This is a genomic window from Brevibacillus laterosporus (assembly GCF_030489605.1).
GTDB lineage: Bacteria > Bacillota > Bacilli > Brevibacillales > Brevibacillaceae > Brevibacillus_B > Brevibacillus_B laterosporus_E.
This window is the reverse complement of sequence record NZ_JAUKFY010000008.1, coordinates 144,629-166,251: the sequence shown is the minus strand read 5'-3', so window position 1 is coordinate 166,251 and position 21,623 is coordinate 144,629. Positions and strand designations below refer to the sequence as shown.

The 21,623-nt window shown below is 39.4% G+C and carries 24 protein-coding genes; 1 reads left to right on the top strand and 23 read right to left on the bottom strand.

What is annotated here, in order from left to right; all coding sequences use genetic code 11:
• Window positions 1-4: 4 nt before the first annotated feature.
• The 23 genes from sufU to QZ995_RS11235 form a co-directional block, all read right to left on the bottom strand.
• Window positions 5-442 carry a Fe-S cluster assembly sulfur transfer protein SufU gene (sufU, locus tag QZ995_RS11345; protein ID WP_301806756.1) on the bottom strand — a complete coding sequence of 146 codons (438 nt, stop codon included), beginning with the start codon at window positions 440-442 and terminating at the stop codon, window positions 5-7.
• The gene (locus tag QZ995_RS11340) at window positions 429-1,655 is read right to left on the bottom strand and encodes a cysteine desulfurase (RefSeq protein ID WP_301806754.1); all 1,227 of its coding nucleotides are present in this window, start codon (window positions 1,653-1,655) and stop codon (window positions 429-431) included. Before QZ995_RS11340 ends, sufU begins: the two co-directional genes overlap by 14 nt.
• Complete coding sequence (gene sufD / locus QZ995_RS11335; protein WP_301806752.1) at window positions 1,652-2,953, bottom strand: Fe-S cluster assembly protein SufD; 1,302 nt, start codon at window positions 2,951-2,953, stop codon at window positions 1,652-1,654. Before sufD ends, QZ995_RS11340 begins: the two co-directional genes overlap by 4 nt.
• 24 nt (window positions 2,954-2,977) lie before the next feature.
• Window positions 2,978-3,760, bottom strand: a complete 783-nt coding sequence (gene sufC, locus QZ995_RS11330; protein WP_301806750.1) for a Fe-S cluster assembly ATPase SufC — start codon at window positions 3,758-3,760, stop codon at window positions 2,978-2,980.
• Between the two features lie 361 nt (window positions 3,761-4,121).
• Window positions 4,122-4,718: a DUF1802 family protein gene (locus QZ995_RS11325; protein ID WP_301806749.1), complete on the bottom strand. Its 597-nt coding sequence runs from the start codon at window positions 4,716-4,718 to the stop codon at window positions 4,122-4,124.
• A 247-nt stretch (window positions 4,719-4,965) separates the two neighbouring features.
• Window positions 4,966-6,543, bottom strand: a complete 1,578-nt coding sequence (gene pckA / locus QZ995_RS11320) for a phosphoenolpyruvate carboxykinase (ATP) (RefSeq protein WP_301806747.1) — start codon at window positions 6,541-6,543, stop codon at window positions 4,966-4,968.
• A gap of 276 nt (window positions 6,544-6,819) precedes the next feature.
• The gene (locus tag QZ995_RS11315) at window positions 6,820-7,182 is read right to left on the bottom strand and encodes an SCP2 sterol-binding domain-containing protein (RefSeq protein ID WP_301806745.1); all 363 of its coding nucleotides are present in this window, start codon (window positions 7,180-7,182) and stop codon (window positions 6,820-6,822) included.
• Between the two features lie 420 nt (window positions 7,183-7,602).
• Window positions 7,603-8,004: a VOC family protein gene (locus QZ995_RS11310; protein WP_003334561.1), complete on the bottom strand. Its 402-nt coding sequence runs from the start codon at window positions 8,002-8,004 to the stop codon at window positions 7,603-7,605.
• A 57-nt stretch (window positions 8,005-8,061) separates the two neighbouring features.
• Window positions 8,062-8,493 carry a hypothetical protein gene (locus tag QZ995_RS11305; protein ID WP_301806742.1) on the bottom strand — a complete coding sequence of 144 codons (432 nt, stop codon included), beginning with the start codon at window positions 8,491-8,493 and terminating at the stop codon, window positions 8,062-8,064.
• Window positions 8,494-8,720: 227 nt separating this feature from the next.
• The gene (locus QZ995_RS11300; protein ID WP_301806739.1) at window positions 8,721-10,112 is read right to left on the bottom strand and encodes a HAMP domain-containing sensor histidine kinase; all 1,392 of its coding nucleotides are present in this window, start codon (window positions 10,110-10,112) and stop codon (window positions 8,721-8,723) included.
• A gap of 3 nt (window positions 10,113-10,115) precedes the next feature.
• Window positions 10,116-10,811, bottom strand: coding sequence for a response regulator transcription factor (locus QZ995_RS11295; RefSeq protein WP_301806738.1), 696 nt, complete (start codon window positions 10,809-10,811; stop codon window positions 10,116-10,118).
• A gap of 47 nt (window positions 10,812-10,858) precedes the next feature.
• Window positions 10,859-12,214: a hypothetical protein gene (locus QZ995_RS11290; protein WP_301806737.1), complete on the bottom strand. Its 1,356-nt coding sequence runs from the start codon at window positions 12,212-12,214 to the stop codon at window positions 10,859-10,861.
• Between the two features lie 152 nt (window positions 12,215-12,366).
• On the bottom strand, window positions 12,367-12,747 hold the full coding sequence (gene gcvH / locus QZ995_RS11285; protein WP_301806736.1) for a glycine cleavage system protein GcvH: 381 nt from the start codon (window positions 12,745-12,747) through the stop codon (window positions 12,367-12,369).
• Between the two features lie 152 nt (window positions 12,748-12,899).
• Complete coding sequence (locus tag QZ995_RS11280) at window positions 12,900-13,352, bottom strand: redoxin domain-containing protein (RefSeq protein ID WP_003334554.1); 453 nt, start codon at window positions 13,350-13,352, stop codon at window positions 12,900-12,902.
• 91 nt (window positions 13,353-13,443) lie between these two features.
• On the bottom strand, window positions 13,444-13,989 hold the full coding sequence (locus QZ995_RS11275) for a peroxiredoxin (protein ID WP_301806728.1): 546 nt from the start codon (window positions 13,987-13,989) through the stop codon (window positions 13,444-13,446).
• A 203-nt stretch (window positions 13,990-14,192) separates the two neighbouring features.
• Window positions 14,193-14,564: an arsenate reductase family protein gene (locus tag QZ995_RS11270; protein ID WP_031411568.1), complete on the bottom strand. Its 372-nt coding sequence runs from the start codon at window positions 14,562-14,564 to the stop codon at window positions 14,193-14,195.
• A gap of 200 nt (window positions 14,565-14,764) precedes the next feature.
• The gene (locus QZ995_RS11265) at window positions 14,765-14,920 is read right to left on the bottom strand and encodes a hypothetical protein (protein WP_301806724.1); all 156 of its coding nucleotides are present in this window, start codon (window positions 14,918-14,920) and stop codon (window positions 14,765-14,767) included.
• A gap of 863 nt (window positions 14,921-15,783) precedes the next feature.
• The gene (locus QZ995_RS11260) at window positions 15,784-15,993 is read right to left on the bottom strand and encodes a hypothetical protein (protein WP_301806721.1); all 210 of its coding nucleotides are present in this window, start codon (window positions 15,991-15,993) and stop codon (window positions 15,784-15,786) included.
• 218 nt (window positions 15,994-16,211) lie between these two features.
• Window positions 16,212-16,337 carry a hypothetical protein gene (locus QZ995_RS11255; protein ID WP_258073275.1) on the bottom strand — a complete coding sequence of 42 codons (126 nt, stop codon included), beginning with the start codon at window positions 16,335-16,337 and terminating at the stop codon, window positions 16,212-16,214.
• Window positions 16,338-16,352: 15 nt separating this feature from the next.
• Window positions 16,353-17,639, bottom strand: coding sequence for a helix-turn-helix domain-containing protein (locus QZ995_RS11250; protein ID WP_301806714.1), 1,287 nt, complete (start codon window positions 17,637-17,639; stop codon window positions 16,353-16,355).
• Between the two features lie 383 nt (window positions 17,640-18,022).
• On the bottom strand, window positions 18,023-18,403 hold the full coding sequence (locus tag QZ995_RS11245; RefSeq protein WP_437124731.1) for a tyrosine-type recombinase/integrase: 381 nt from the start codon (window positions 18,401-18,403) through the stop codon (window positions 18,023-18,025).
• Window positions 18,404-18,417: 14 nt separating this feature from the next.
• Window positions 18,418-19,728: an alanine racemase gene (gene alr / locus QZ995_RS11240; RefSeq protein WP_301806711.1), complete on the bottom strand. Its 1,311-nt coding sequence runs from the start codon at window positions 19,726-19,728 to the stop codon at window positions 18,418-18,420.
• A gap of 187 nt (window positions 19,729-19,915) precedes the next feature.
• Complete coding sequence (locus QZ995_RS11235; RefSeq protein ID WP_301806708.1) at window positions 19,916-20,719, bottom strand: DUF2797 domain-containing protein; 804 nt, start codon at window positions 20,717-20,719, stop codon at window positions 19,916-19,918.
• A 142-nt stretch (window positions 20,720-20,861) separates the two neighbouring features.
• On the opposite strand from QZ995_RS11235, the gene QZ995_RS11230 reads away from it, so the two are divergent.
• Window positions 20,862-21,593 carry a polysaccharide deacetylase family protein gene (locus QZ995_RS11230; RefSeq protein WP_301806707.1) on the top strand — a complete coding sequence of 244 codons (732 nt, stop codon included), beginning with the start codon at window positions 20,862-20,864 and terminating at the stop codon, window positions 21,591-21,593.
• The last annotated feature ends 30 nt before the right edge of the window (window positions 21,594-21,623 follow it).

Genomic DNA, 21,623 nt, shown 5'->3' with positions numbered 1-21,623 from the left:
TATATTACTTCGCGTCCGTCTGGTTAATACCTTGCTCCAATGCCTTCCAGGCGAGCGTTGCACATTTAATGCGCGCCGGAAACTTGCAGACACCTTGCAGAGCTTCAATATCGCCTAAATCAATAGAGTCATCCGGTTCTTTTCCCTGCATCATATCAGAGAAAATCTGAATCAAGCGCAACGCTTCCTCTTCGGTTTTTCCTTTTACAGCTTCCGTCATCATAGAAGCAGAGGACATAGAGATGGAACATCCTTCCCCTAGAAATTTTGCGTCCATAACTACACCGTTCTCTACTTGCAGCGATAACGAAATGCTGTCTCCACAGGTTGGATTATTCAGATTGATAACCAATCCATTTTCATCCTCTAGCTTTCCTTTATTCCGTGGCTTTTGATAATGATCCATTATGACACGTCTATAGAGATCATCAAGAGAAGACATTTCCAAAATACTCCTTCGCTTTTTTCAACCCAGCGATTAAGGCATCCACATCCTCTTCTGTGTTATACAGATAGAAGCTGGCACGAGCAGTAGCGGTAGCTTTCAACCATCTCATCAACGGCTGTGCACAATGATGGCCCGCACGTACAGCAATACCTTCTGCATCTAAAACCGTTGCCAAATCATGCGGATGAACGTCCGCCAGGTTAAAAGTAATTAAACTGCTTCTATGTTCGACAGGACCGTAAATTGTAAGTCCATCCAATTCTTTCATGCGTTCCATTGCATAGCTAATCAGTTTCTTTTCATGTGCTTCAATTTCGTCCATGCCCAGATCATTTAGGAAATCAATCGCCGCCCCAAGTCCGATGGCCCCAGCGATAATCGGCGTTCCCCCTTCAAATTTCCAAGGGAGCTCCTTCCATGTAGAATCCTGTTCATATACAAAATCGATCATTTCGCCGCCAAATTCGACTGGCTCCATTTTTTCCAAGAGTGCGCGTTTTCCATACAAGACGCCGATCCCTGTAGGCCCGCACATCTTATGACTGGAGAATACATAGAAATCACAGTCCAGATCCTGTACATCAACTTTTTTATGCGGAGCGCTTTGGGCACCATCCACAACCAAAACAGCGCCATTTTCATGTGCAATTTTAGCAATTTCCTTGATAGGAGTTGTATCACCTAGAACGTTAGAGATGTGATGGATTGCGACCACTTTGGTCTGTGGTGTGATTGTTGCTTTCACTGCCTCAAGAGTAATCGTACCATCTTCAGCTAACGGGATGAACTTGAAAGTTGCTCCAGTTGCCTTTGCTGCTTGTTGCCAAGGGATAAAATTGCTGTGATGCTCAACTAGCGTGGTTACAATCTCGTCGCCTTCAGTAAGGAACGTGCGAGCATACCCGATTGCAATGGTATTTAATGCAGTAGTCGTCCCGCGCGTGAAGATTATCTCAGCCGTTTCTTTGGCATTGATGAACGCACGTATCTTTTCACGTGCTCCTTCATAAGCGTCCGTCGCGTGCGTACCAAGCGTGTGGACGCCGCGATGAACGTTAGAATTATAGCTACGGTAATATTTATCTACCGCTTCAAGAACTTGAATCGGCTTTTGAGAAGTAGCGGCGCTATCCAAATACACCAATGGATGACCATTTACTTCTTGATGTAAGATAGGAAACAATTTACGGACTTCATGTGCGTTCATCGTCCTAACTTCCTTTCCAATGCTTGGCGTAGCTTGCTTTTCACTCCTTCAATCGGAATCTCGGCAACCACTGGGTCCAAGAATCCAATAATGACAAGACGCTCAGCCTCTTTTCGTTCAATACCGCGAGACATGAGATAGTACAAGCTTTCTTCACTCACGCGACCAACAGAAGCAGCGTGACCAGCTTTTACATCGTCTTCATCAATCAAAAGGATTGGATTTGCATCACCACGAGCTTTTTCAGATAGCATCAAAATGTTTTCTGCTTGCACACCGTTTGCTTTTTCTGCGCCTTTTTCAATTTTGGTAATTCCGTTTAGGATGGCAACCGCTTCATCTGTCATTACTGCTTTGCTCAACATATTGGATTCAGTATGTGTTCCGATATGCTGCACTTGAGAAGTCAGATTTTGACGTTGCTTACTTGTTCCTACAGTAATGGATTTGGTATCAGCATTTCCGCCTTTGCCTTCCAAAATGGAGGTGTTGTTCGCTACTGTGTTACCATCATTCATCTCGCCCAAAATCCATTCCATATTAGCATCCTGACCGATCAAGGCACGTCGGTATGCATAGTCGTGAACCTCAGCAGAGAAGGAACGAACAGACGCTACTTGTACGTGTGCGTTAGCGCCTAGGTGTACTTCTACAATGCTGTTTGCTACCATATTGGTTCCCTCTGCAGATACAAATGAATCTACATAAGTTACACGGGCATTAGCCTCTGCTACGATAACAACATGAGGAGCCAACAGGGATTCATCGCCTGCTACTTCATAAATAGCTTGCAACGGCATCTTCACTTCTACGTTTTTTGGAACGTACAGGAATACCCCGCCATTTACCACTGCTGCATGCAAAGCAGCTACACGGTGCTCGTCTTCTTTGACAATTGAATAGATATATTGTTTCACAAGTTCACCATGTTCACGAAGCGCTGTAGCAAGGTCAGTAAAAATAACGCCTTGGCTTTTCAGCTCTTCAGCCACCTTATGGTAGACTACAGACGCATTTTTCTGTACGAGCAGGCTGGTTATATCTTTATCATCCAGTTGTTCTTTTACGACTTCATCCAATTGTTCGATGTTGTCTACACGCGCTTCTAGTTGGAACGGGTGAAATTGATCGAAGTTCCATTTATCAATCTTGGTTTTCTCCAATACAGGGAGAGCTAGCGTCTGAGCTTGTTCGAATGCAGCTAGGCGCTTTTCTAAAAACCATGCTGGTTCTTGATTCGCTTGGGAAAATTGCTTGATCGCTTCTTTACCAAAGCGAAGTTGTGTTTCTGTACTCATGATAGTCTCGACCTCCTTCGCCTCTTATTCTGCGTTAACGGTCTCGTCTTCGATACCGAGCTCAGCTTTAATCCAATCATAACCTTCTGCTTCTAGACGTTCTGCCAATTCAGGTCCACCTGATTTTACGATACGACCTTGCATCATTACATGTACGAAATCAGGCTTCACATAGTCTAGTAGACGTTGATAGTGAGTAATGATTAAGAAACCGCGATCCTCAGAACGCATCTCATTAACACCTTTTGCTACGATTTTAAGAGCATCGATATCCAAACCAGAGTCGATCTCATCTAAAATACAGAGACTAGGCTGAAGCATCATCATTTGTAGAATTTCATTACGTTTTTTCTCCCCGCCAGAGAAACCTTCGTTTAGGTAGCGATGAGCAAACGCTTCGTCCATTTCTAATGTACTCATTTTGTTATCCATTTCACGGATGAATTTCATTAAAGAGATTTCATTTCCTTCACCACGAGTTGCATTCATAGCAGAACGCAAGAAATCGGAGTTCGTTACACCTGTGATTTCAGATGGATATTGCATAGCTAGAAACAGACCTGCACGAGCACGTTCGTCTACAGCCATGTCTAATAGATCTTCACCATCTAGGATAACTTCACCATCCGTTACTTCATATTTAGGATGTCCCATTAGCGTAGATGCCAATGTAGATTTACCTGTTCCGTTTGGTCCCATGATCGCGTGGATTTCCCCACCTTTGATCTCTAGGTTCAAGCCTTTTAGGATTTCCTTCTCCTCAATCTTTGCGCGTAAATTCTTAATCTGTAGATGTACAGCAGCCATCTTGCATTCCTCCATATATTATGATCAAACAGTCTTCACGATGTTGTAGACAAGCACTATACTATCCTATCGAAAAACCTGTGCATTCTCAATTCATTCTCAATACATTTTATAATAATAATTCTAAGAAAGCAAGGAAAGAACTATTGCCATATTTATAAAACATGAATGTTTCTTAAATCCGGATAAGCCTATTATGGAGCGGTAAAACCCCTTGGCTGATCATGGTGTTTTTCCTATTGTACAGCACTATTTTTAACTGTTGATCCATTTTTTACATACCTGTTTTCTCATAATAGACGAAAAGAGCCCACTACTAGCATAGTGGGATTTTTTCTCATGTCACAGCCAAAGGGAGATGCTATTTATCCTTCGTTAGCATATCCATAATTACTTGGCGGGTACGTGCATATTCCTCGTCGCTTAGCACTGGTGCATAACCATTTTGCGGGATGCTGGACAAAAGATTATGCCAAGATTTACAGCCTTTATATTCTTCAGCAATCTCAATCGTTACCGGCTTGTCTAATTTATAAACTCGGGCAAATAGAATATGCAATGGTTTCTTCTTTTTCCAGTGCAGACGAACATCAGCGAAGTCGTCGGTCCAGATATGGTAAGGGTTCAAAGCACGAATTTTTGCTTCATCTAAAATTTCTATATCATCTGTAATATGAGCAAAGTATTCGATATCTACAGTTGGTTTATCAAGGCTCCAGCCTACAAGAGTTGCTTCCAAATCAGCTTGATTCTCAGGTTTGATCATCTCTGCTTTTTGGTGCTCATAGGTTGGGTACAAATAAAAAGTATCGTTTTCTAGCTTAAAATCTCTTGTTTCTTCATATAAACCGCCTTTACGGACAGTAATAATCTGTTTTCCTTCCCCTAAAGCTTTAATCGCTACAGCCCACTCTTTTAAAGAAAGTGTGGATTCAGGTTGTTTTTTACCGTTACTCATATGCAGTTGCCCCTTCCCTTTTAATAATCCATCCTCTTTTACTGCTTGCTCTTATCTTTTATATCTAGGTGTACGTATCCATTGTTGCATACTTGAGAAATTTTCTCTATTAGTCACTCCCCACAGTGTAGCAGAATTCCCTAACCTAGCAAAGTTTACGAGTTTGATTTGTCATGGACTCGACACAAAAACCAGATAACAAACAAAAAGACCCGGAGAAACCCCCGGGTCTTCTACTACGCTCTCTTTATTTAACGACAGGACCAGCCTGTGAAATATCAGTTGCTTTCGGGAACTTTTTAGCAAAGTTAGCTTGGAACAGCTTAGCTAATTCATTTGCCTGCTGATCATAGGCATCCTTATCGGCCCATGTCTGACGTGGTTGCAGCACTTCACTAGGTACACCTGGGCAAGTAGTTGGCACTTGTACTCCAAACACAGGATCAGTAACGTATTCTGCCTTTTCCAGTTCTCCATGCAAAGCAGCCGTTACCATCGCACGCGTAAATGCTAATTTCATCCGGCTTCCAACTCCTACAGGTCCACCTGTCCAGCCCGTATTCACCAAATATACAAGCGCATTAGACTCATCAATCTTTTTCCCTAGCATTTCTGCATAAACGATAGGACGCAATGGTAGGAAAGGAGAGCCAAAGCATGTGGAGAATTCACTTAGAGGCTGGGTTACACCTCGTTCTGTTCCAGCCATTTTACTCGTATAGCCAGATAAGAAATGATACATTGCCTGTTCCTTGTTTAATTTAGAAATCGGAGGAATTACCCCAAACGAATCTGCTGTTAGGAAAAGAATCACATTTGGATGACCGCCCACACCAGGTATAACAGCTCCCGGAATCGATTCTACAGGATAAGCGGCACGTGTATTTTCTGTGTAGCGGTCGTCATCATAATTAGCGATACCGCTATCATGATCGACCACTACATTTTCTAGCACTGCACCAAAGTTGATTGCATTCCAGATTTGTGGCTCCCCTTGTTCAGAAAGACGAATGCATTTTGCGTAGCATCCTCCTTCAATATTAAAAACTCCTTGATCAGACCATCCATGTTCATCATCGCCAATCAAACGGCGGTCTGAATCAGCAGATAGGGTAGTTTTTCCTGTGCCTGACAAGCCAAAGAATAAAGCCACATCTCCGTCACGTCCAACATTAGCTGAACAATGCATAGATAACACATTTCGTTCAGGCAACAGCATATTCATCACGCTAAAAATGGATTTCTTCATTTCACCGGCATATTCTGTTCCGCCTATTAAAACTACCTTCTGTTCAAAACTAATAATAATGAATGTATCAGAATTGGTTCCGTGAACCTCCGGATTTGCTTTGAAGTTCGGAACATAAATAACTGTAAAATCGGCTTGATGCCCTTTTAATTCTTCCACTGTTGGACGGATAAACAATTGATGAGCAAACAGATTATGCCAAGCAAATTCACTTACTACACGAATGGGTAAACGAAAGCTGCGATCCGCTCCAGCAAATCCGTCAAAAACATAAAGCTCTTTGTTTTCCAGGTAAGCTAGAACTTCCGCATGTAATTGCTCAAATTTTTCGATTTGAATGGGTTTGTTATTGGCCCAATCAATTTTGTCATGGACAGAGGGTTCATCGACTATGAATTTATCTTTCGGAGAGCGCCCTGTGAATTTGCCAGTTAGCGCGTTTAAAGCGCCTTTATCTGTCAGAACTCCTTCGCCACGTTTAACTGCTTCTTCAATCAACTTGGGTACAGCCAAATTATAATGAGCATTGGCACCAGCAAGAACTTCCGATAGACGCTTAACCGTTTTGGCTTCCATGTAAATGTATCTCCTTCCCCAACCGTAAAAAATGTGGGCTATATCGTGTTTTATTTTGTAATTAGTATATCACATTAGATCAATTAAGCTACAAGATTTTGCGTTTTTTTTGAAAAAGATGTGAATAACTAGAGATGATTCATTGAATTCTAGGTAAGAGCCTAGTAAATGGATTTTATCACAAGCTTCGTCAGCAAAAACAAACAGCCCCTTTTTAAAAAGCGGCAGGGATAATTTATATACTATTAATATCTGCGAATAAATGCAATATTAAAACTAGGCTAGCTTTTGTTTATGTTCAAAAGACAATCGCAACAGTGAATCTAATTTTAATTGATCTCGGACGTGTCCCCTCATCTCAATGTTTTCTTTAGCATAGCGATAGGAGAGCTCATCACCGGTCAAAAGCATCTGCAAGCGTTGGACATCCCCTTTTATAACAACCTCCGCCTTATGCCCCTTATCCCATTCCGTTACGATTATTTCTCCATCAGCAAAGACTAAACAGCTATCAAGTGTTCCATCTTCTAATTTGAAGCCAATATGGCGATTCCAATCCTTCATCAAACTTTGTAGGTATCTTTTTCGTTCCAAGCGTTTTTGTACTTCAAACAATACTGCTCTTAATTGAGAAGCCATTGTCATCCCTCCGCTCACATCACGATCCATTCATTACCTACATATTCGTAAATTTGTGAGTCGAAACCTTTGGCGAGGAATTAGAGCCTTTGTCGTTCTCTGTCTACCGCAGACTGTTTTTATCGTCATATTTCTACGATCTCCTTTACGGATAATTATCACGAAAAAATTTCGAAAGATCATTTGTTGAATATGCGGAAACTGATTTAACTTTTTAAAAAAATAGTAAAAAATGATTGAAATTTTTCGAAAAATAATGCATAATAGGTAATAATTAGTAGATAGGTAAATTACCTACTACTCACCCATTAGTACCCCCTTTTTCATTATAAACTCCTTTCTTGTCTGCCTTTTCTAATTGAAGGCAGACCTTTTTTTGTAGAAGTTTATCGAATTTGCACAAAGAAAAAAGACGCCCTTTTAGGCGTCATCCGTTTCATCCTCTTCATCCTTGTCCAAACGTATCTCCAAGTGATGACCGTCTGGTGTTTCAAAATAAAGATTATAACTTCCTGGGCGTTCAATTGGCCCACGGTAACATATATTTTCCGCTTCCAACTTATCAACAAGATAGTCTAATTCATCACGTGTTGCCACTGCAAAAGCAATGTGATCCACGTGACCGGAATTTATATTTAGCTCTTTGGTAGTTGGATGTAGACCAATTCGTGTATAAGGCCCAATGTTGAAATAAACTGGCTCATCTTCTCCCGATTGATCAAGAGAAATCGGTACTTCTAAAATCTCTTGAAAAAATTGAGCTACGCCCATCACATTGCGGCAGCTAAGAGCAATATGATGAACACCTTGAAGTTGAAGCATCGAATACAATCCTCCTAAACGGCTGACCTCCATCAACTGTTCACTGGTTAGCCCCTATTAAAAGGCTTTTTTTGTCTTTCGCTCATTGGCGTGATGTTGTCGTAACCGATGGCTTAAATTTGTTAATCTGTTTGTTAAAGCTTCTCGCCATTCCAAATCGTTCATTTGTTTGGCTATACCTAGCAAATCAAGGGCGATGTCAATTTGTCGTTTCAGACTCTCATCATAAGAACCTTGATCTGTCATTGAACAGTTCTCAAACAGCTCGGACAGCTTATCCAAATCTACAAACTCTGCGAAATCCACTTCTGCAGCGTGATCTCCCTGAGCATATTCAACAAGAATTTCATACTCACCTTCAACGGTCGGATGAACTCTCGTACGATTACAAACCGGACAATACATGATTGGTACATTGTGCACCAGAATTTCCATGTGACGAAGTGTTCCAAAAGAGCCAATCATCCCTGCTCCACAGCAAAAACCCATAAGCTCTCCCTTCCATGTACATGCGGTCGAACTCTTATTTGTTTTTATCTGAACAGACACACAAGTACAAAATCGTTATTGTCCTTTGATTGTATCTTACAAGCTTCCGATATGCTAGGTTTAAAATGCTACCAGTTTCACCAATGATAATTCTACCAATCCCGTATTTGATTATAGCCGTTTCTGATGATTTTTCAATGAAATCCTGATTTTCACCTTCACGCCTCTTATGGTTCATATATAGGTAAACGGACCTGAATCGTTGTACCTACGCCGACTTTGCTCATTACATGAAGTGTGCCGTGATGTAATTTTACAATTTCTAAACACAGCGATAATCCGATGCCGCTGCCTGATTGCTTATGCTTACCTTTATAAAATTTATCTGTAATTCTAGGCAATTCCTCTTCCGATATTCCGGCTCCCTGATCTATGACTTCTATAATAACCAACTGATCTTCTCGGTAGCTACGAATTGTGATAGTAGTTTGCTCTTCACTAAACTTCATTGAATTATGAAGAAGATTAATTACCACTTGCTTTAAGCGATTTTCGTCTCCTAATACGAGTAAGGGTTCATCTGGAGTTTCCGTCACCAATTTGATCTCCTTTTGGAAGGCGCGAGCAGAAAACTGCTGCTGGACATCCATTAAGAGCTGATTCACCTCTAGCTCAGTCTTATGAATCTCCATCCCTCCTGCCTGCAAGCGGGAAAAGTCTAGCAATTGTTCGACTAATCCAGTTAGGCGATCCGTTTCCTTCACAATGATCTGCATGGCCATGCGTGTCTCTTCCTTGTCTTCCATGTCACCCGTCAAAACTACCTCTGACCAACCTTTAATAGAGGTCAAGGGAGTTCGCAGTTCATGTGAGACAGAAGAAATAAAGTCGTTCTTGATTTCTTCAGCCTTCTCTAATTCGCTCGCCATATAGTTAAAGGTTTCAGCCAAGGTTCCAATCTCATCATCTCCTACCTGCCTAGCTCGTTGACTAAAATCACCTTTTGCCATTGACTTAGCCGCACCCGTAAGCTCAACGATAGGGCTTATAATTCGCTTAGATAAAATCAAATTTAAGACTAGAGATAGCAGAACGAGACCAGCGCCAATGCTCCACACAAGCAGTGTAATCTGGTTTACAACCTTGTCGATCTCTTCAACAGAGGTCACATAACGCAGGACTCCTGCAGTTGAATCATAAAAGGTGAGCGGCTTAGATACTGCAAGAATATGTTCTCCTGTATCTTCACTTTTTCCCAACCAAACCCCTGTGTTACCTTTTAATGCATCCTGTACATCCTGCGTAAGCACACTTTTGCGTTTGGTAAAACCGTTAAAGTCTAAAATCACATTACCATCTAAATCAATGACTTCAACATGTGCGAGATCATCCTGTGACGTATGCTCGAAAATATATTTTGCTTTACTTTGCAAATTATAATATTGAATGTATTTGTTATAAAAGTTCGTAGACACATTTATACGGCTAAGAAGCGCTTGTTCTGCACCACCATAATAAAAACTACGCACCCCTAAAACAAACGAGCTTCCTAGTACTAGAATTACCATTAATACAACAAAGGTAAAATTCATGACTAGACGTTTTTTTATTCCATACATATTTTACGTTCCTTCTTTCCACTGATAACCAAATCCCCAGACTGTCTCCAAATATTTCGGATTTGAGGGGTCATCCTCGATTTTCTGTCGGATGCGTCTAATGTTGACATCTACCACCTTTAAATCCCCAATGTAATGTTTTCCCCAAACTTCATTTAGGATGTCATCGCGACTGACTGCACGATCCTTTTGTTCCATTAATAAATGGATAATAGCAAATTCCTTGGGCGTGCAATCTATTTCTTGCCCATTTTTGATCATTTTTCGATCCGTCAATCGCAGGGTAAATGGACCAGAAGTGATCAATTCACCTGGCTTTACAGTGGAAGGTATCGTTTCTACCCGTCGTTTTAGCGAATTCATTCGGGCAATCAGCTCAGCGGCACTGAAGGGCTTTGTAATGTAATCGTCTGCTCCTAGGTTTAATCCCTCTATCTTATTTACTTCTTGAGCTTTAGCAGTAAGCATAATAATCCCCAATTGCGGGTACATCTTCCGTAATTCCTGACAAACCTCCAAACCACTGATGCCCGGAAGCATTACATCTAATACAGCTATTGCGATATCAGGCTCCTTTTTAGCAATTTCCAACGCCTTTTCGCCTGTCTCCGCCTCTAATACTTCAAACCCATTTCGTTTAAATTGAATTCGCACAAATCCTCGGATGGATTCCTCATCTTCTAGCAATAATACTTTCATCTCTCCTTGCTCCTTTCTGCCTTGAACCTAGATTCCCTGCTATCAATCTATATTTTGCGAAATACCTCTTGAATCTGCTGCAAATTAAATAGCATTTTTCGATAAATCGGTTGTTCCTTTGCTGGGACACCGTTCATATCAGTCGGGAATCGAGCAACAAAGACGTGTTCGCCGTTTTCATCTATAACGCTATACTCTTTTCTTTGTTGTTTTAGCTCCTTCTCTTTACTCGCCCACTCTGTTTTTCTAATCGGATCAATGGTAAACAACTCGGCTGATGGTTTTCCCTGAGAATCTAAGTATAAAAAGGTGATCGCTCCTGCTTCCTTTGTAGTTACCAGCTTGATCGTGTAATGTCCGAACCAATAGTTTGGTATATTTATTTGAAATCCATTGCTGACGTCATCGTAGGATTCTTTTACTTTGATCAGGCCTTTTTGACCGTTCCATTGGTACCACTCTGTAATCCAAGGCGTATCAACCATGGCCAAATCTTCTGTTCCCGCCGGCTGTACAAATGTCGAGATTTCAATAATTCCATCATTATTAATATCCTTGCTAAAAGTAGAATAAGGCTTAAACATCACATTATCGTACTTTGTCAGGTCTACCTGTGTCAGCTTCCCCTTGTTACTGACCAATAGTGCCGTTTGCCCTGAATGAGCACCGATACCCGAATCTAAAAATATCCCATTTTGCTCTTTATTTGCCTTGCCTAATAAAATATTTTCATACCCATTAATCGACCAGTCTAATCCCAACTGCTGAATCATTTTCATTTTCGAAATCGCTTTGTCATACTGGTACACTTCCGCAGGGGCTTTCATTTTGTCATGATCCAGCTTGAACACATAGGCCTTTGATACCCCTGTCTTGTCCAAATCCCCTACGATAGCTTCCTTGCAGGATGTTTTTAAAATTTGAATCATTTGTCCATCTTTCCACTTGTATCCGCCAAACTCTTTGTCTACATCCTCACTTGCCATCCAGTTAACGAAAATCTCTTTTTCTTTATCTCCTGAAACATCCTCAAAGGCTACATAATCGACATCCTGCCCCGTTTCCTCGATCTGTCCAACCTTTTGCCAGCTATTCTCTGTTTTTTGCATCACAATAAATCCCACGTTATATTCGCCTAGCTTATAAAAAGCTACGACTTCATTACTTCCATCGCCATTTAAGTCTTTTTCAATAATGGCTCCATTTTCACCAGAATTATTGCGCGGAATCATAAGCGAGCTTCCTTGTGGCAAATTAGCTAGTACAGCCTTTTTTACTTCTTCTTGATTTTTATTTAAAGTGGGAGCCTTCAATAATTCATTTGGGGAAGCAACGGGTGTACACCCTGCCAATAAGCCTAACAACAGTACACCAACACTCCACTGTCTCAAATTCATAACCATATATAAGAAAACCTCCAGCTAAACTGTATACCTTTCCTTCATTATAAATGAGTATCACTCTGTAATGTTTGCAAAAAGGTTACGAAAGCAAAAAAAGATCGGTTGCTTATAACCGATCTTTTTGTTCATAACGTTAATAAGTGTGTTATTGATTATTCTTTTACCATTGCCTCGTATTTATCCGCATCCATAAGCTTATCCAACTCGCTGGAATCAGACATCTCAACCACGATCATCCAAGCTTTGTCATAGGAAGATGTGTTTACCAATTCAGGCTCCTCTTCTAGAGCACCGTTAATTTCTAATACTTTACCAGTAACTGGAGCATATAGTTCAGATACAGTTTTAACAGATTCTACACTACCGAATGGTTCATCGCGTTGGATGGTAGAACCTACTTCCGGCAATTCAACAAATACGATGTCACCTAGTTCGGACTGAGCGAAAGAAGTAATACCGATATAAGCCTTGTTGCCTTCTACACGTACCCACTCATGCTCTTCGCTGTAACGTAATTCTTTTGGAAATTCCATCTAACTTCCTCCTTTTTTCGTAGAACACTCGGATGTTTATCCAAAGACTTCTGGTGACGGCAAAGCCGACATTGCTCCTCTTATCCGGAGTTTATAAGCAACAGGGGTCTTACTTTGAGTTTCCCCTCTACATAATTGGACATGTAAGGTCCCTAATCCTCTTCAATACCCAAAATTCGATGCAAACGTTTTTTGACCATATTTAAGCCCTTTTCGCCTGCTTGGAAATGACGAAGTGCCATTGTCTCATCAAACAGATAGTAGGCAGGAACATATTCGTTTTGGAACGCATCAGTTGTTGTCATTTCGTTATCAATCGCTACTGGATGAGTAAGCTCATATTGAGCGATGGTTTCTTTAATTTTCGCAATATCAGTATCAGCTTCGGAACGCGGCATATGAATACCAATCACTTTTAAGCCCTGATCTGCATATTTTTCACGCCACTCATTAATTTGTGGTAGAGATTCTTTGCACATATAACAACTAACAGACCAGAAATGTACAAGAACTGCTCTTTCGCCCTGCAAATCAGCCTTAGAAACTTGACCGTTTACCCATTCTGTGATGCCTGGAAAATCTGGAAGTTCTTCACGTAAACGCATGGTTCATGCCTCCTTTAATATAGAAAAGGGCCTAACACTGTAAAGTTAGACCCTTTTGTTTGTGAAAACGATACCCAATCTAAATCAGGAATTATCCTTTTAGATGAGCTTGGCCTGGACGCCAGTTAGCTGCGCAAAGTCCGCCAGATTGTAGAGCTTGAAGAACACGTAGAGTTTCGTCGTTAGAACGTCCTACGTTCATGTCAGTTACTACTTGGTATTTAACAACGCCTTCTGGATCGATGATAAATAGACCGCGGTAAGCTGCACCGGATTCTTCATCCAACACGCCGAAAGAACGAGCAACTGTTTTGTTGAAGTCAGAAGCAAGCGGGTAGTTCAAACCACCAAGACCATTTTGGTCGCGTGGAGTGTTGATCCAAGCTTTGTGAGAGTGTACAGAGTCAACAGATACACCTAGTACCTCTGCATCCAAATCTTTGAAATCTTCATATGCATCGCTCAAAGCGATAATTTCAGTTGGACATACAAAAGTGAAATCTAGTGGATAGAAGAACAATACCAACCATTTACCTTTATAGTCAGAAAGAGAAACCCGACCGAATTCTTTTCCGTCACCGGATACTGTTTCCATTGAAAAATCAGGAGCTTGAAGACCAATAATACGTTGTGCCATATATATTACCTCCTTAAGGAATAGTAAATGTTATCTACAAGAGTTATGATATCAAAACTAATAGATTATAGTCAATATTAATTTGTAATAATTTTTATTAAACAGTGGTTTTTGTTTGACAATGATCCTCAATCTCTGTGTATGCTGCCTGATTGTCAAGAAAATCGGTTATCCGATCCTTCCATTTTGACTAGAAAATTGGGTTATTTGCCCCACATTTCTTCTAGGGTTTGTTCTTTAAAACCGAGTGTTGTCTTTGACCCATTTGTGATAAGAGGTCGCTTAATTAGCTTACCATTGGATGCCAGTAGCTCCAGCATTTCATCCTCTGACATTGTTGGCAGCTTTTCCTTCAGGTTCAGCTCACGATAGAATTGACCGCTAGTATTAAAAAATTTGCGAATATCCAACCCGCTATTTTGCCAGATTTGATGCAATTCCTCTTTGGATGGCGGAGTATCCACAATTGGGATTTCTGTATATGTAACCTCATTGGTATCCAGCCATTGTTTAGCTTTGCGACATGTGCCGCATTTTGCGTAACTATACAAACGAATATTTGGTGCGTTTGTCAAAAGTCCTCACCTCTTCTATTACATTATGGAATAATACTTTTAAGGCTCCTAAATCCTCTGAATCTATAGCCTTCATACTTTCAATTACATCTTTAACCCTAGAGACATTTTTATCATGGTTTTTGACTCAATTATTTGTCTCTTCGTTATAAAAATTTGTTCATCTACTGTTTGGATTTTCTGCTTCAGCCCCAGTATATTTATGTACTTCCTTCATCATCAAATAAATCCATATTCATTACAACCTGAACCTGCTTCTTTTTCAGCTGTTCTCTTTCCTTATTCAGCTTCTCTACTCTCTCTTTATGCGACTTAACCTCAATTTCGTTGTCAATAACATATTTTCCTTCTTTCATTTTTATAAATTCTTAAGAGTAAATCGTCATATATAGTTTTTTCAAGTTTCTCAGCATTTATTCCATTTTGAGTACATTTTCTATCACCATCGTTTAAGAAAAAAGATAAATAATAGCTAATACCAGCAAAACGTCCGAATATTAGAATTCGGATGTTTGATAATCAGGAACAAATTATTATAAGTTATTATTTTTTAATCCTCTTATAATTTGCTGGAGGTTCAATAATATCACCAGAATATAAACGATAGGTATAAAAATAGAATTAAGTCCACTAAAGTTGTTATAGAAATAGTTGCCTAAGATAATACTCAGAATAATAATGTTGAGTATATAGATTTTAACTGACGATTTTTTTGGATTTTTTCTATTTGTAAAAAATAAAGAAACTAACAGTATTGCAATAACTAAAAACAAACCAATATTCATTACGGATACATTCATTCCAACCAGCCCTCCTAATAATGAAGTAAAGCCGCAAATATGCGGCTTTTAAATACAGTTAATTAACGCCCGTAAATATTAGTCGTGAATCCATCCCGTCCAAAATCACAATAGACACCTTTTTTGGTCTTGTTTTTATCTATCTTCTTAGCTATGCTACTAGCGCGTTTACTAAACAATTGAGTTGTAAGAGAGGAGTTTCGAATAGTATATTTCGGGAACCATAACTAAAGCAAGGGAGTAATAATCATATGCTTCTTCGGCATCCTCTAGTGATTGCTGAAAGTTATCAGCTTGTTTTTTATTAAAAAACATAGTGAGTATCCCACCAAAAATATTCAAAATCCTCATATGCGTCTTCGGAAGCTTTTATTTTCGCTTTGTTAGCGTTTTTAATAATCTGATCATCTTCATCAACTTTAATGATCCCCATCTTTAATAAGTTGATTAATTTTTTCGTTGGATTTTACAAAGAATTCATACTCTTCTTCACCCAGTACCGCTTTTAACTCAGGTTTTAGGTGATAAAAACCATCCTCATCCAAAAATACATTCTCTCTAACAGTTTTCAAATTTTTGGTAAGGATTGAAAGAGCTTTAGTATCTACCTCTAATGTTTGAAATTTCAAACCTTGTTCATTAACGTAGGTTGTAGCATCTTCTTGTGCAAATACTGCTGATGGAGTGAGTCGCCTATACCTGATCGAAACGTAAATCGTATCTGATGGTGGTTCCCCTGTTCTATATTTCCCTCAAAAATCCATCAAATTGAAATGTTTTACAAGATACGACAAAAAACACCCAAAAAAAGAACGCTAATAAATAGCGCTCATAAAAATTATAAGTGTCAATAGCCCGGATCATACGCATACTGTATTATCTTAGCTTCTGCAACATGAGAGGAAGAATCAATAGAACTTATAGAAATTACCATTGCTAAAGTCATGAAAATCGTTATAATTGCCTTTTTCATCTCAATCCTCCTATGCTAACTAATTATCTTATCCTGCGTAATTCCATTATATACCTTTTGAAGCTTATGTAGCATTTGTAAATCAAGATTTTTGTTTTTGGATATATAAAAATCAAGTATGCTTTCCATACACTGATTAATATCTTGATAAGCATTGATTTTCCCGTATGCAGACATGCTGCTAAGGTAACTATCCAATCCTTCTTCAAATAATTTAATTAAAATTTGATAATTTGCTTTATATTGAAAATACAATCCCATCGAATAATATTTATAAGGTGTTTTTGATTCAATCTTCAAGAAGCTATCTTCTTGTGCAATTAATTCTGCAATGGAATCAAATTTCCCCATCTCTAAATATAGTTCAAATAATTCATTAACTGCATGAATTTTTGAACCCTTGCTGATGTTTTGTAGGCACTCAAGCAACAGTGGGATGGCTGTTTCATATTCCTTTCTTTTCGCCTTGACCATTGCTTGAGTCAATGTAGCTGATTCATTGACAAAATGATAATCAAATTTTTTATAAACAGTCAGATGCTTCTCAATTTCATCATAAAAACCTAAAAAATAGAGCGAGTTAATCATTGCTAAATATGCTCTAGCTTTTAGCTCTGTATCATTTTTTTCTAATGTAATCCCTGCTTCGGATAGTTCAATACAAGCCTTATATTTCTTTATAGCATAAGCTTGAAGCGCCATTCTGAAATATAAAATTATTTTTTCTTCCTCAGATAAAAAATCTACATAATGAATAACTTCTTCGCCAATCTTAAAAGACTCCTCCATAGTCTTAAAATCTTGTCTTTCAATTAGGTATTTTTGCAGGGACGATTTGGCTATGTACATGGGAATTCCGTGTACCCTTGCATATTTAATAATTGTATTGTAAAGCGACAGTCTAACTTCATTGTTTGCAGTATTATTAGCAAGACAAAAGACATGCTCTAATAGTACGTATGTTTCCTCTTTAGAATTTTCAAGGAATTTCGTTGCCACCTTAGTCATCAAAGAAGGGCTTGAGACCTCAATGCACAACTGTAATATATCATCCAAGACTTCGACTCGATGTTCTATTTCAACATAGCGTTCAATTATCTCTTCATAAGGGATTTCTAAAACATCTGCAATTGGTTTTAATGTCCGAAGCTCTGGACGTTTCGTATCTCCAGATTCAATCTTCGATAAAACCCCCTTACTAATCCCTGTCATTCTGGACACTTCTGACAAACTGACGCCTATTTCCACTCTTTTTCCCTTTATCAGTTCCCCCAATGTTGTGAAAGTCAGACCTACACTCATGTTAATCCCCTTCCATAATTTATAAATAATCCCATTGATTCCTTTATCAATCTTAACTTGATTCTAACTTTATTGTATATTTTTGTAAATAACAATAAAAAATAATAGATTGATTTACTTTCTTTTATGAAAAGGATTTTGAAAGTCAAGGATTATAAATAGCTCTAATAAAATGTATGTTTCATCAAAGGGGTTCAAAAAAGAGAAGTATGAAAGACCTTATGATTACATCTGTTAACGTATCGTAAATTCAACATCTAAGGTGGATTTATGGAAGTGTTCATCCCCATATTCGAAATATGCACATGCTGAATGGATGTAAAAGTATCCCCTTTCGAAAATATCCGGTCATTACGAAAAAAAAGCCATCCATGTAGGATAGCTTACTTTAAAAACAAATTATCAACCGCTTTTTGTCTGTCTTCCTCTGTGAGCTTGCTATAACGTAACACCATATCTGCTGACCTATGTCCGTTAAGAGACTGAATCACTCCTATATCTTGATTGTCTCTTACTAGTGCTGTAATAAATGTTTGTCTTAGTTGATGGGCATGAAAACCATACTGCGCTAATAAATGTTGAACACTTCTTACACTAATACGTTGCTGTCGGTTCCTCAGAAACAGTGCATTGTTACTGTCAGATCGCTCCTCTATGTATCTTTTTATCGCCCTTCTTACTTCTGCATTTAATGGAATAGTTCTTTCTTTATTGTCCTTCCCTGTTCTTACCCTTAGTTCCCCTTTACGTTCACTACTTTCAATATATATCGGCTCTGTTACTTTTTCATATGTTTTCCTGGCTTCGGATTGATTGATGCTAATAAATTACGGACACAGACGACTTTATTTTGTTTGGTGTATACACGCGGTAATCGATAATTAAGCATGCAGGCAACCTCGTAATTAATCGTTCCTATTAGTTCGGCTACCTCTTCAAGCGTGATTTCTTCCTTGCCGGATCGACCGTAAATAACGACCTCATCTCCTACTTTTGCCTTGATTTTATTGACACTTACCATACATTGATCCATCGTTACCCTGCCTACCACGCTAAATCGCTTTCCTTGTAAAAGGACGCTTCCCTTATTTGAAAGCAAACGTGAAAAACCGTCTCCATAACCGATCGGGAGAGTAATGATCTGTTCGCCTGGTGAAGCGATATAGGTAATACCATAGCTTATGCCAAACGGTTTTTGCATAAACTTCACATTTGAAATACGGGTTTTTACTTGGAGAGCAGGTTTTAGATTAAGTATATGTAATGATTTTATATAGACAGATGGATATAATCCGTACATTCCAATTCCTAGTCGAATATAATCAAATCCCCACTCAGGATGAGTCATCGCAGCCGCGGTATTGCAGCAGTGAATAGCAGGTAGTTCAAACCCTTTTTTTCCCAAAAATTCTAAATAGTCCTGAAATCTTTCGAATTGCTGATTCAAATAGGTGACTTCCTGTGAATCCGCCGTGGCAAAATGAGTATAGATGCCATCCCATTGAAACACATCACTTTTATACACACCTTTCGCCACAGAAAGAAGTACTTTTTTTGTCCTTACACCAATCCGTCCCATACCTGTGTCGATGTTGATATGTACAGACAAGCGTTTACTCTCCTGTGTGGCTATCTCCTTCTTATCTTGATCATTCTTTGCTTCTGATTTGTCTTCATTGTTATCTGCATGTTTACCTCCATGATTATTGGTTTTCTTCCTTCTCTGCTTCCTGCCTAAGATTTTTTCCGCTTTTTTTATCCAATTCGGTTGAAACACAGTGCATGAGATGTTCCATTCAAATGCTTTTTCCACTGCCCTTATAGGTGTATAGCCTAAGATTAATATGGGACACGTGATGCCTGCCTTTCTGAGAACAATGCCTTCATCTAAAAAAGCAACGGCTAGAGCAGTAGCACCTGCCGCAAGGGCTTCTCTTGCCACTGCTACGGAACCATGTCCGTATGCGTCTGCTTTCACTACTGCCATGATTTGCGTTTTTTCAGGAATATGCTGTCGAAAAGCCCGTATATTAGTCCGTATATCGTCCAAATTGACCTCTACCCACGTATCACGATAGAATTTGTCCATTAGAAAACACCTCTTGCCTTTTTCAAAAAGTATATGAGTCTCCATTTCACAATATCCATTGGACAGGCCTTACATCCTGTGAGTTATTCCAGCAAACGTTATAAACAGCAGACCGGAGTAGAAATGGCCTTTACACAGCAAAAAAACCATGATCCTTTGCGACCATGGTTTTTGCCGTTGCTTTGGTTTATCCAGTTTTCACTGTTACTTGATAGCCGGCATGCTTTCGTACCTGGAAAACTCCAATATCCATAATTAAATATTGACCTTTTACACCAAGCAACTTTCCAGAAACACATTCCAGCTTGTCCAAGGATAAAGAATTAATTTTGGATAAGGTTTCTAGGATTGGATAGGTAATATCGATCCACTCGTCTTCACGCAATTGGAATGGCTTAAACTCTTCAGGAAATTTCTCATAAGCTTCTTCCCGAAGTTGAATTAGATCGGCTTCTTTTACTTCACCTTTTAACATTTTGCGCCAGTTGGTTTTGTCCGGCATGAATTGGCTGAGATGCACCTCAAGCTCCCCTGCCATTCGACGTGTTGGGAGCTCTGCAATCGGTATAGCACGAATGGCTCCTTGATCTACCCAACGTTTTAATTCATTGTTCTTACGGGTAAGTCCAACCTTGACATCGCTAGAGAGCGCCAGATATACATAATGCGGAATCATGCAATGCGATTCTCCAAAGCTCTCATCTCTACAGGTTCCTTGGTCAAAATGACATTCATGAGGTTTGACAATACAAAGATCGTTCTCTGGTAATTTAGTAAAACAAGGATAACAGTAACCGCTATTAAAGGTTTTATTGGTTTTGCGTCCACAAGCAATACAATTTTTTTGTCCATCATACTGAATCGATATTTGTTGCCCAATCCACTCATTCAGGCTTATTTTTTCCTCATCTATATGAAGATAATAATCGACAGGTTGTTCTTTTCCTTGATAGGTATGTGCAAGTCCATGCAGCAAGCCGCTTTTTTCCAACGTCTTGTCACTCCTCTCACCCTTAACGTTTTCCCTCCATGATATCATATCCGACAAACTTTGCGCTTTTCTTCCAGCATGTTCTTATCCCTGTTCGGTCAACCTAAGGAAGTAAATGACTGAAGAAAGGGGAGAATTTACCGTGAAAAAACGATTGGCAAGAAGCTTTACATGCTGCCTTGCCCTCATAGGTTTAGCATGGTTAGGAGTAACTGCATCAGGTTCTGTCGGTCTTTTTGCCAATCGAATGGTCTATGAGCCTATCCACCGAATTGAAACGCAAAAAAAAGTAGTTGCTTTAACCTTTGACGATGGTCCAGATCCAATCTATACACCTCGCATTCTAGAAACGCTGCATAAGAACGGTATTCTTGGCACCTTCTTTGTCTTGGGATCCCAGTCTGATAAATATCCTGTCATTATGCAATGGATAAAAAAAGCTGGACATGAAATCGGAAATCACGGGTATCATCATTACGATCTAAACAAACTAACCGAGCAGGAGATCTATGATGAAATTAAACAAGCTGAAAAATCCATCTACAAGGCTACAGGCGTCCTTCCCCAATACTATCGTCCGCCAGGGGGGGTGATTACCACTGATGTGATGAATGCTGTGCAATTGTCAGGTTATGATATCATCTATTGGTCGGTTGATCCGCGGGACTGGTCCTTAGCCCGCACCTCATCTGTTATTGTGAACAGTGTTAAAAAGCATACCTCCCGAGGGGATATCATCCTCTTCCACGACGGCGGGATGAATCAAAAGCAAACCTTAAAAGCCCTGCAGGAGCTCATTACTGATTTGCGTTCGAAAGGATATAAGTTTGTTACTGTTAGTCAATTGCTGGATGAGGGAAGCAAAGTTCATTGATAATAAGCAAGCAGATGTTGACTGCAAGGG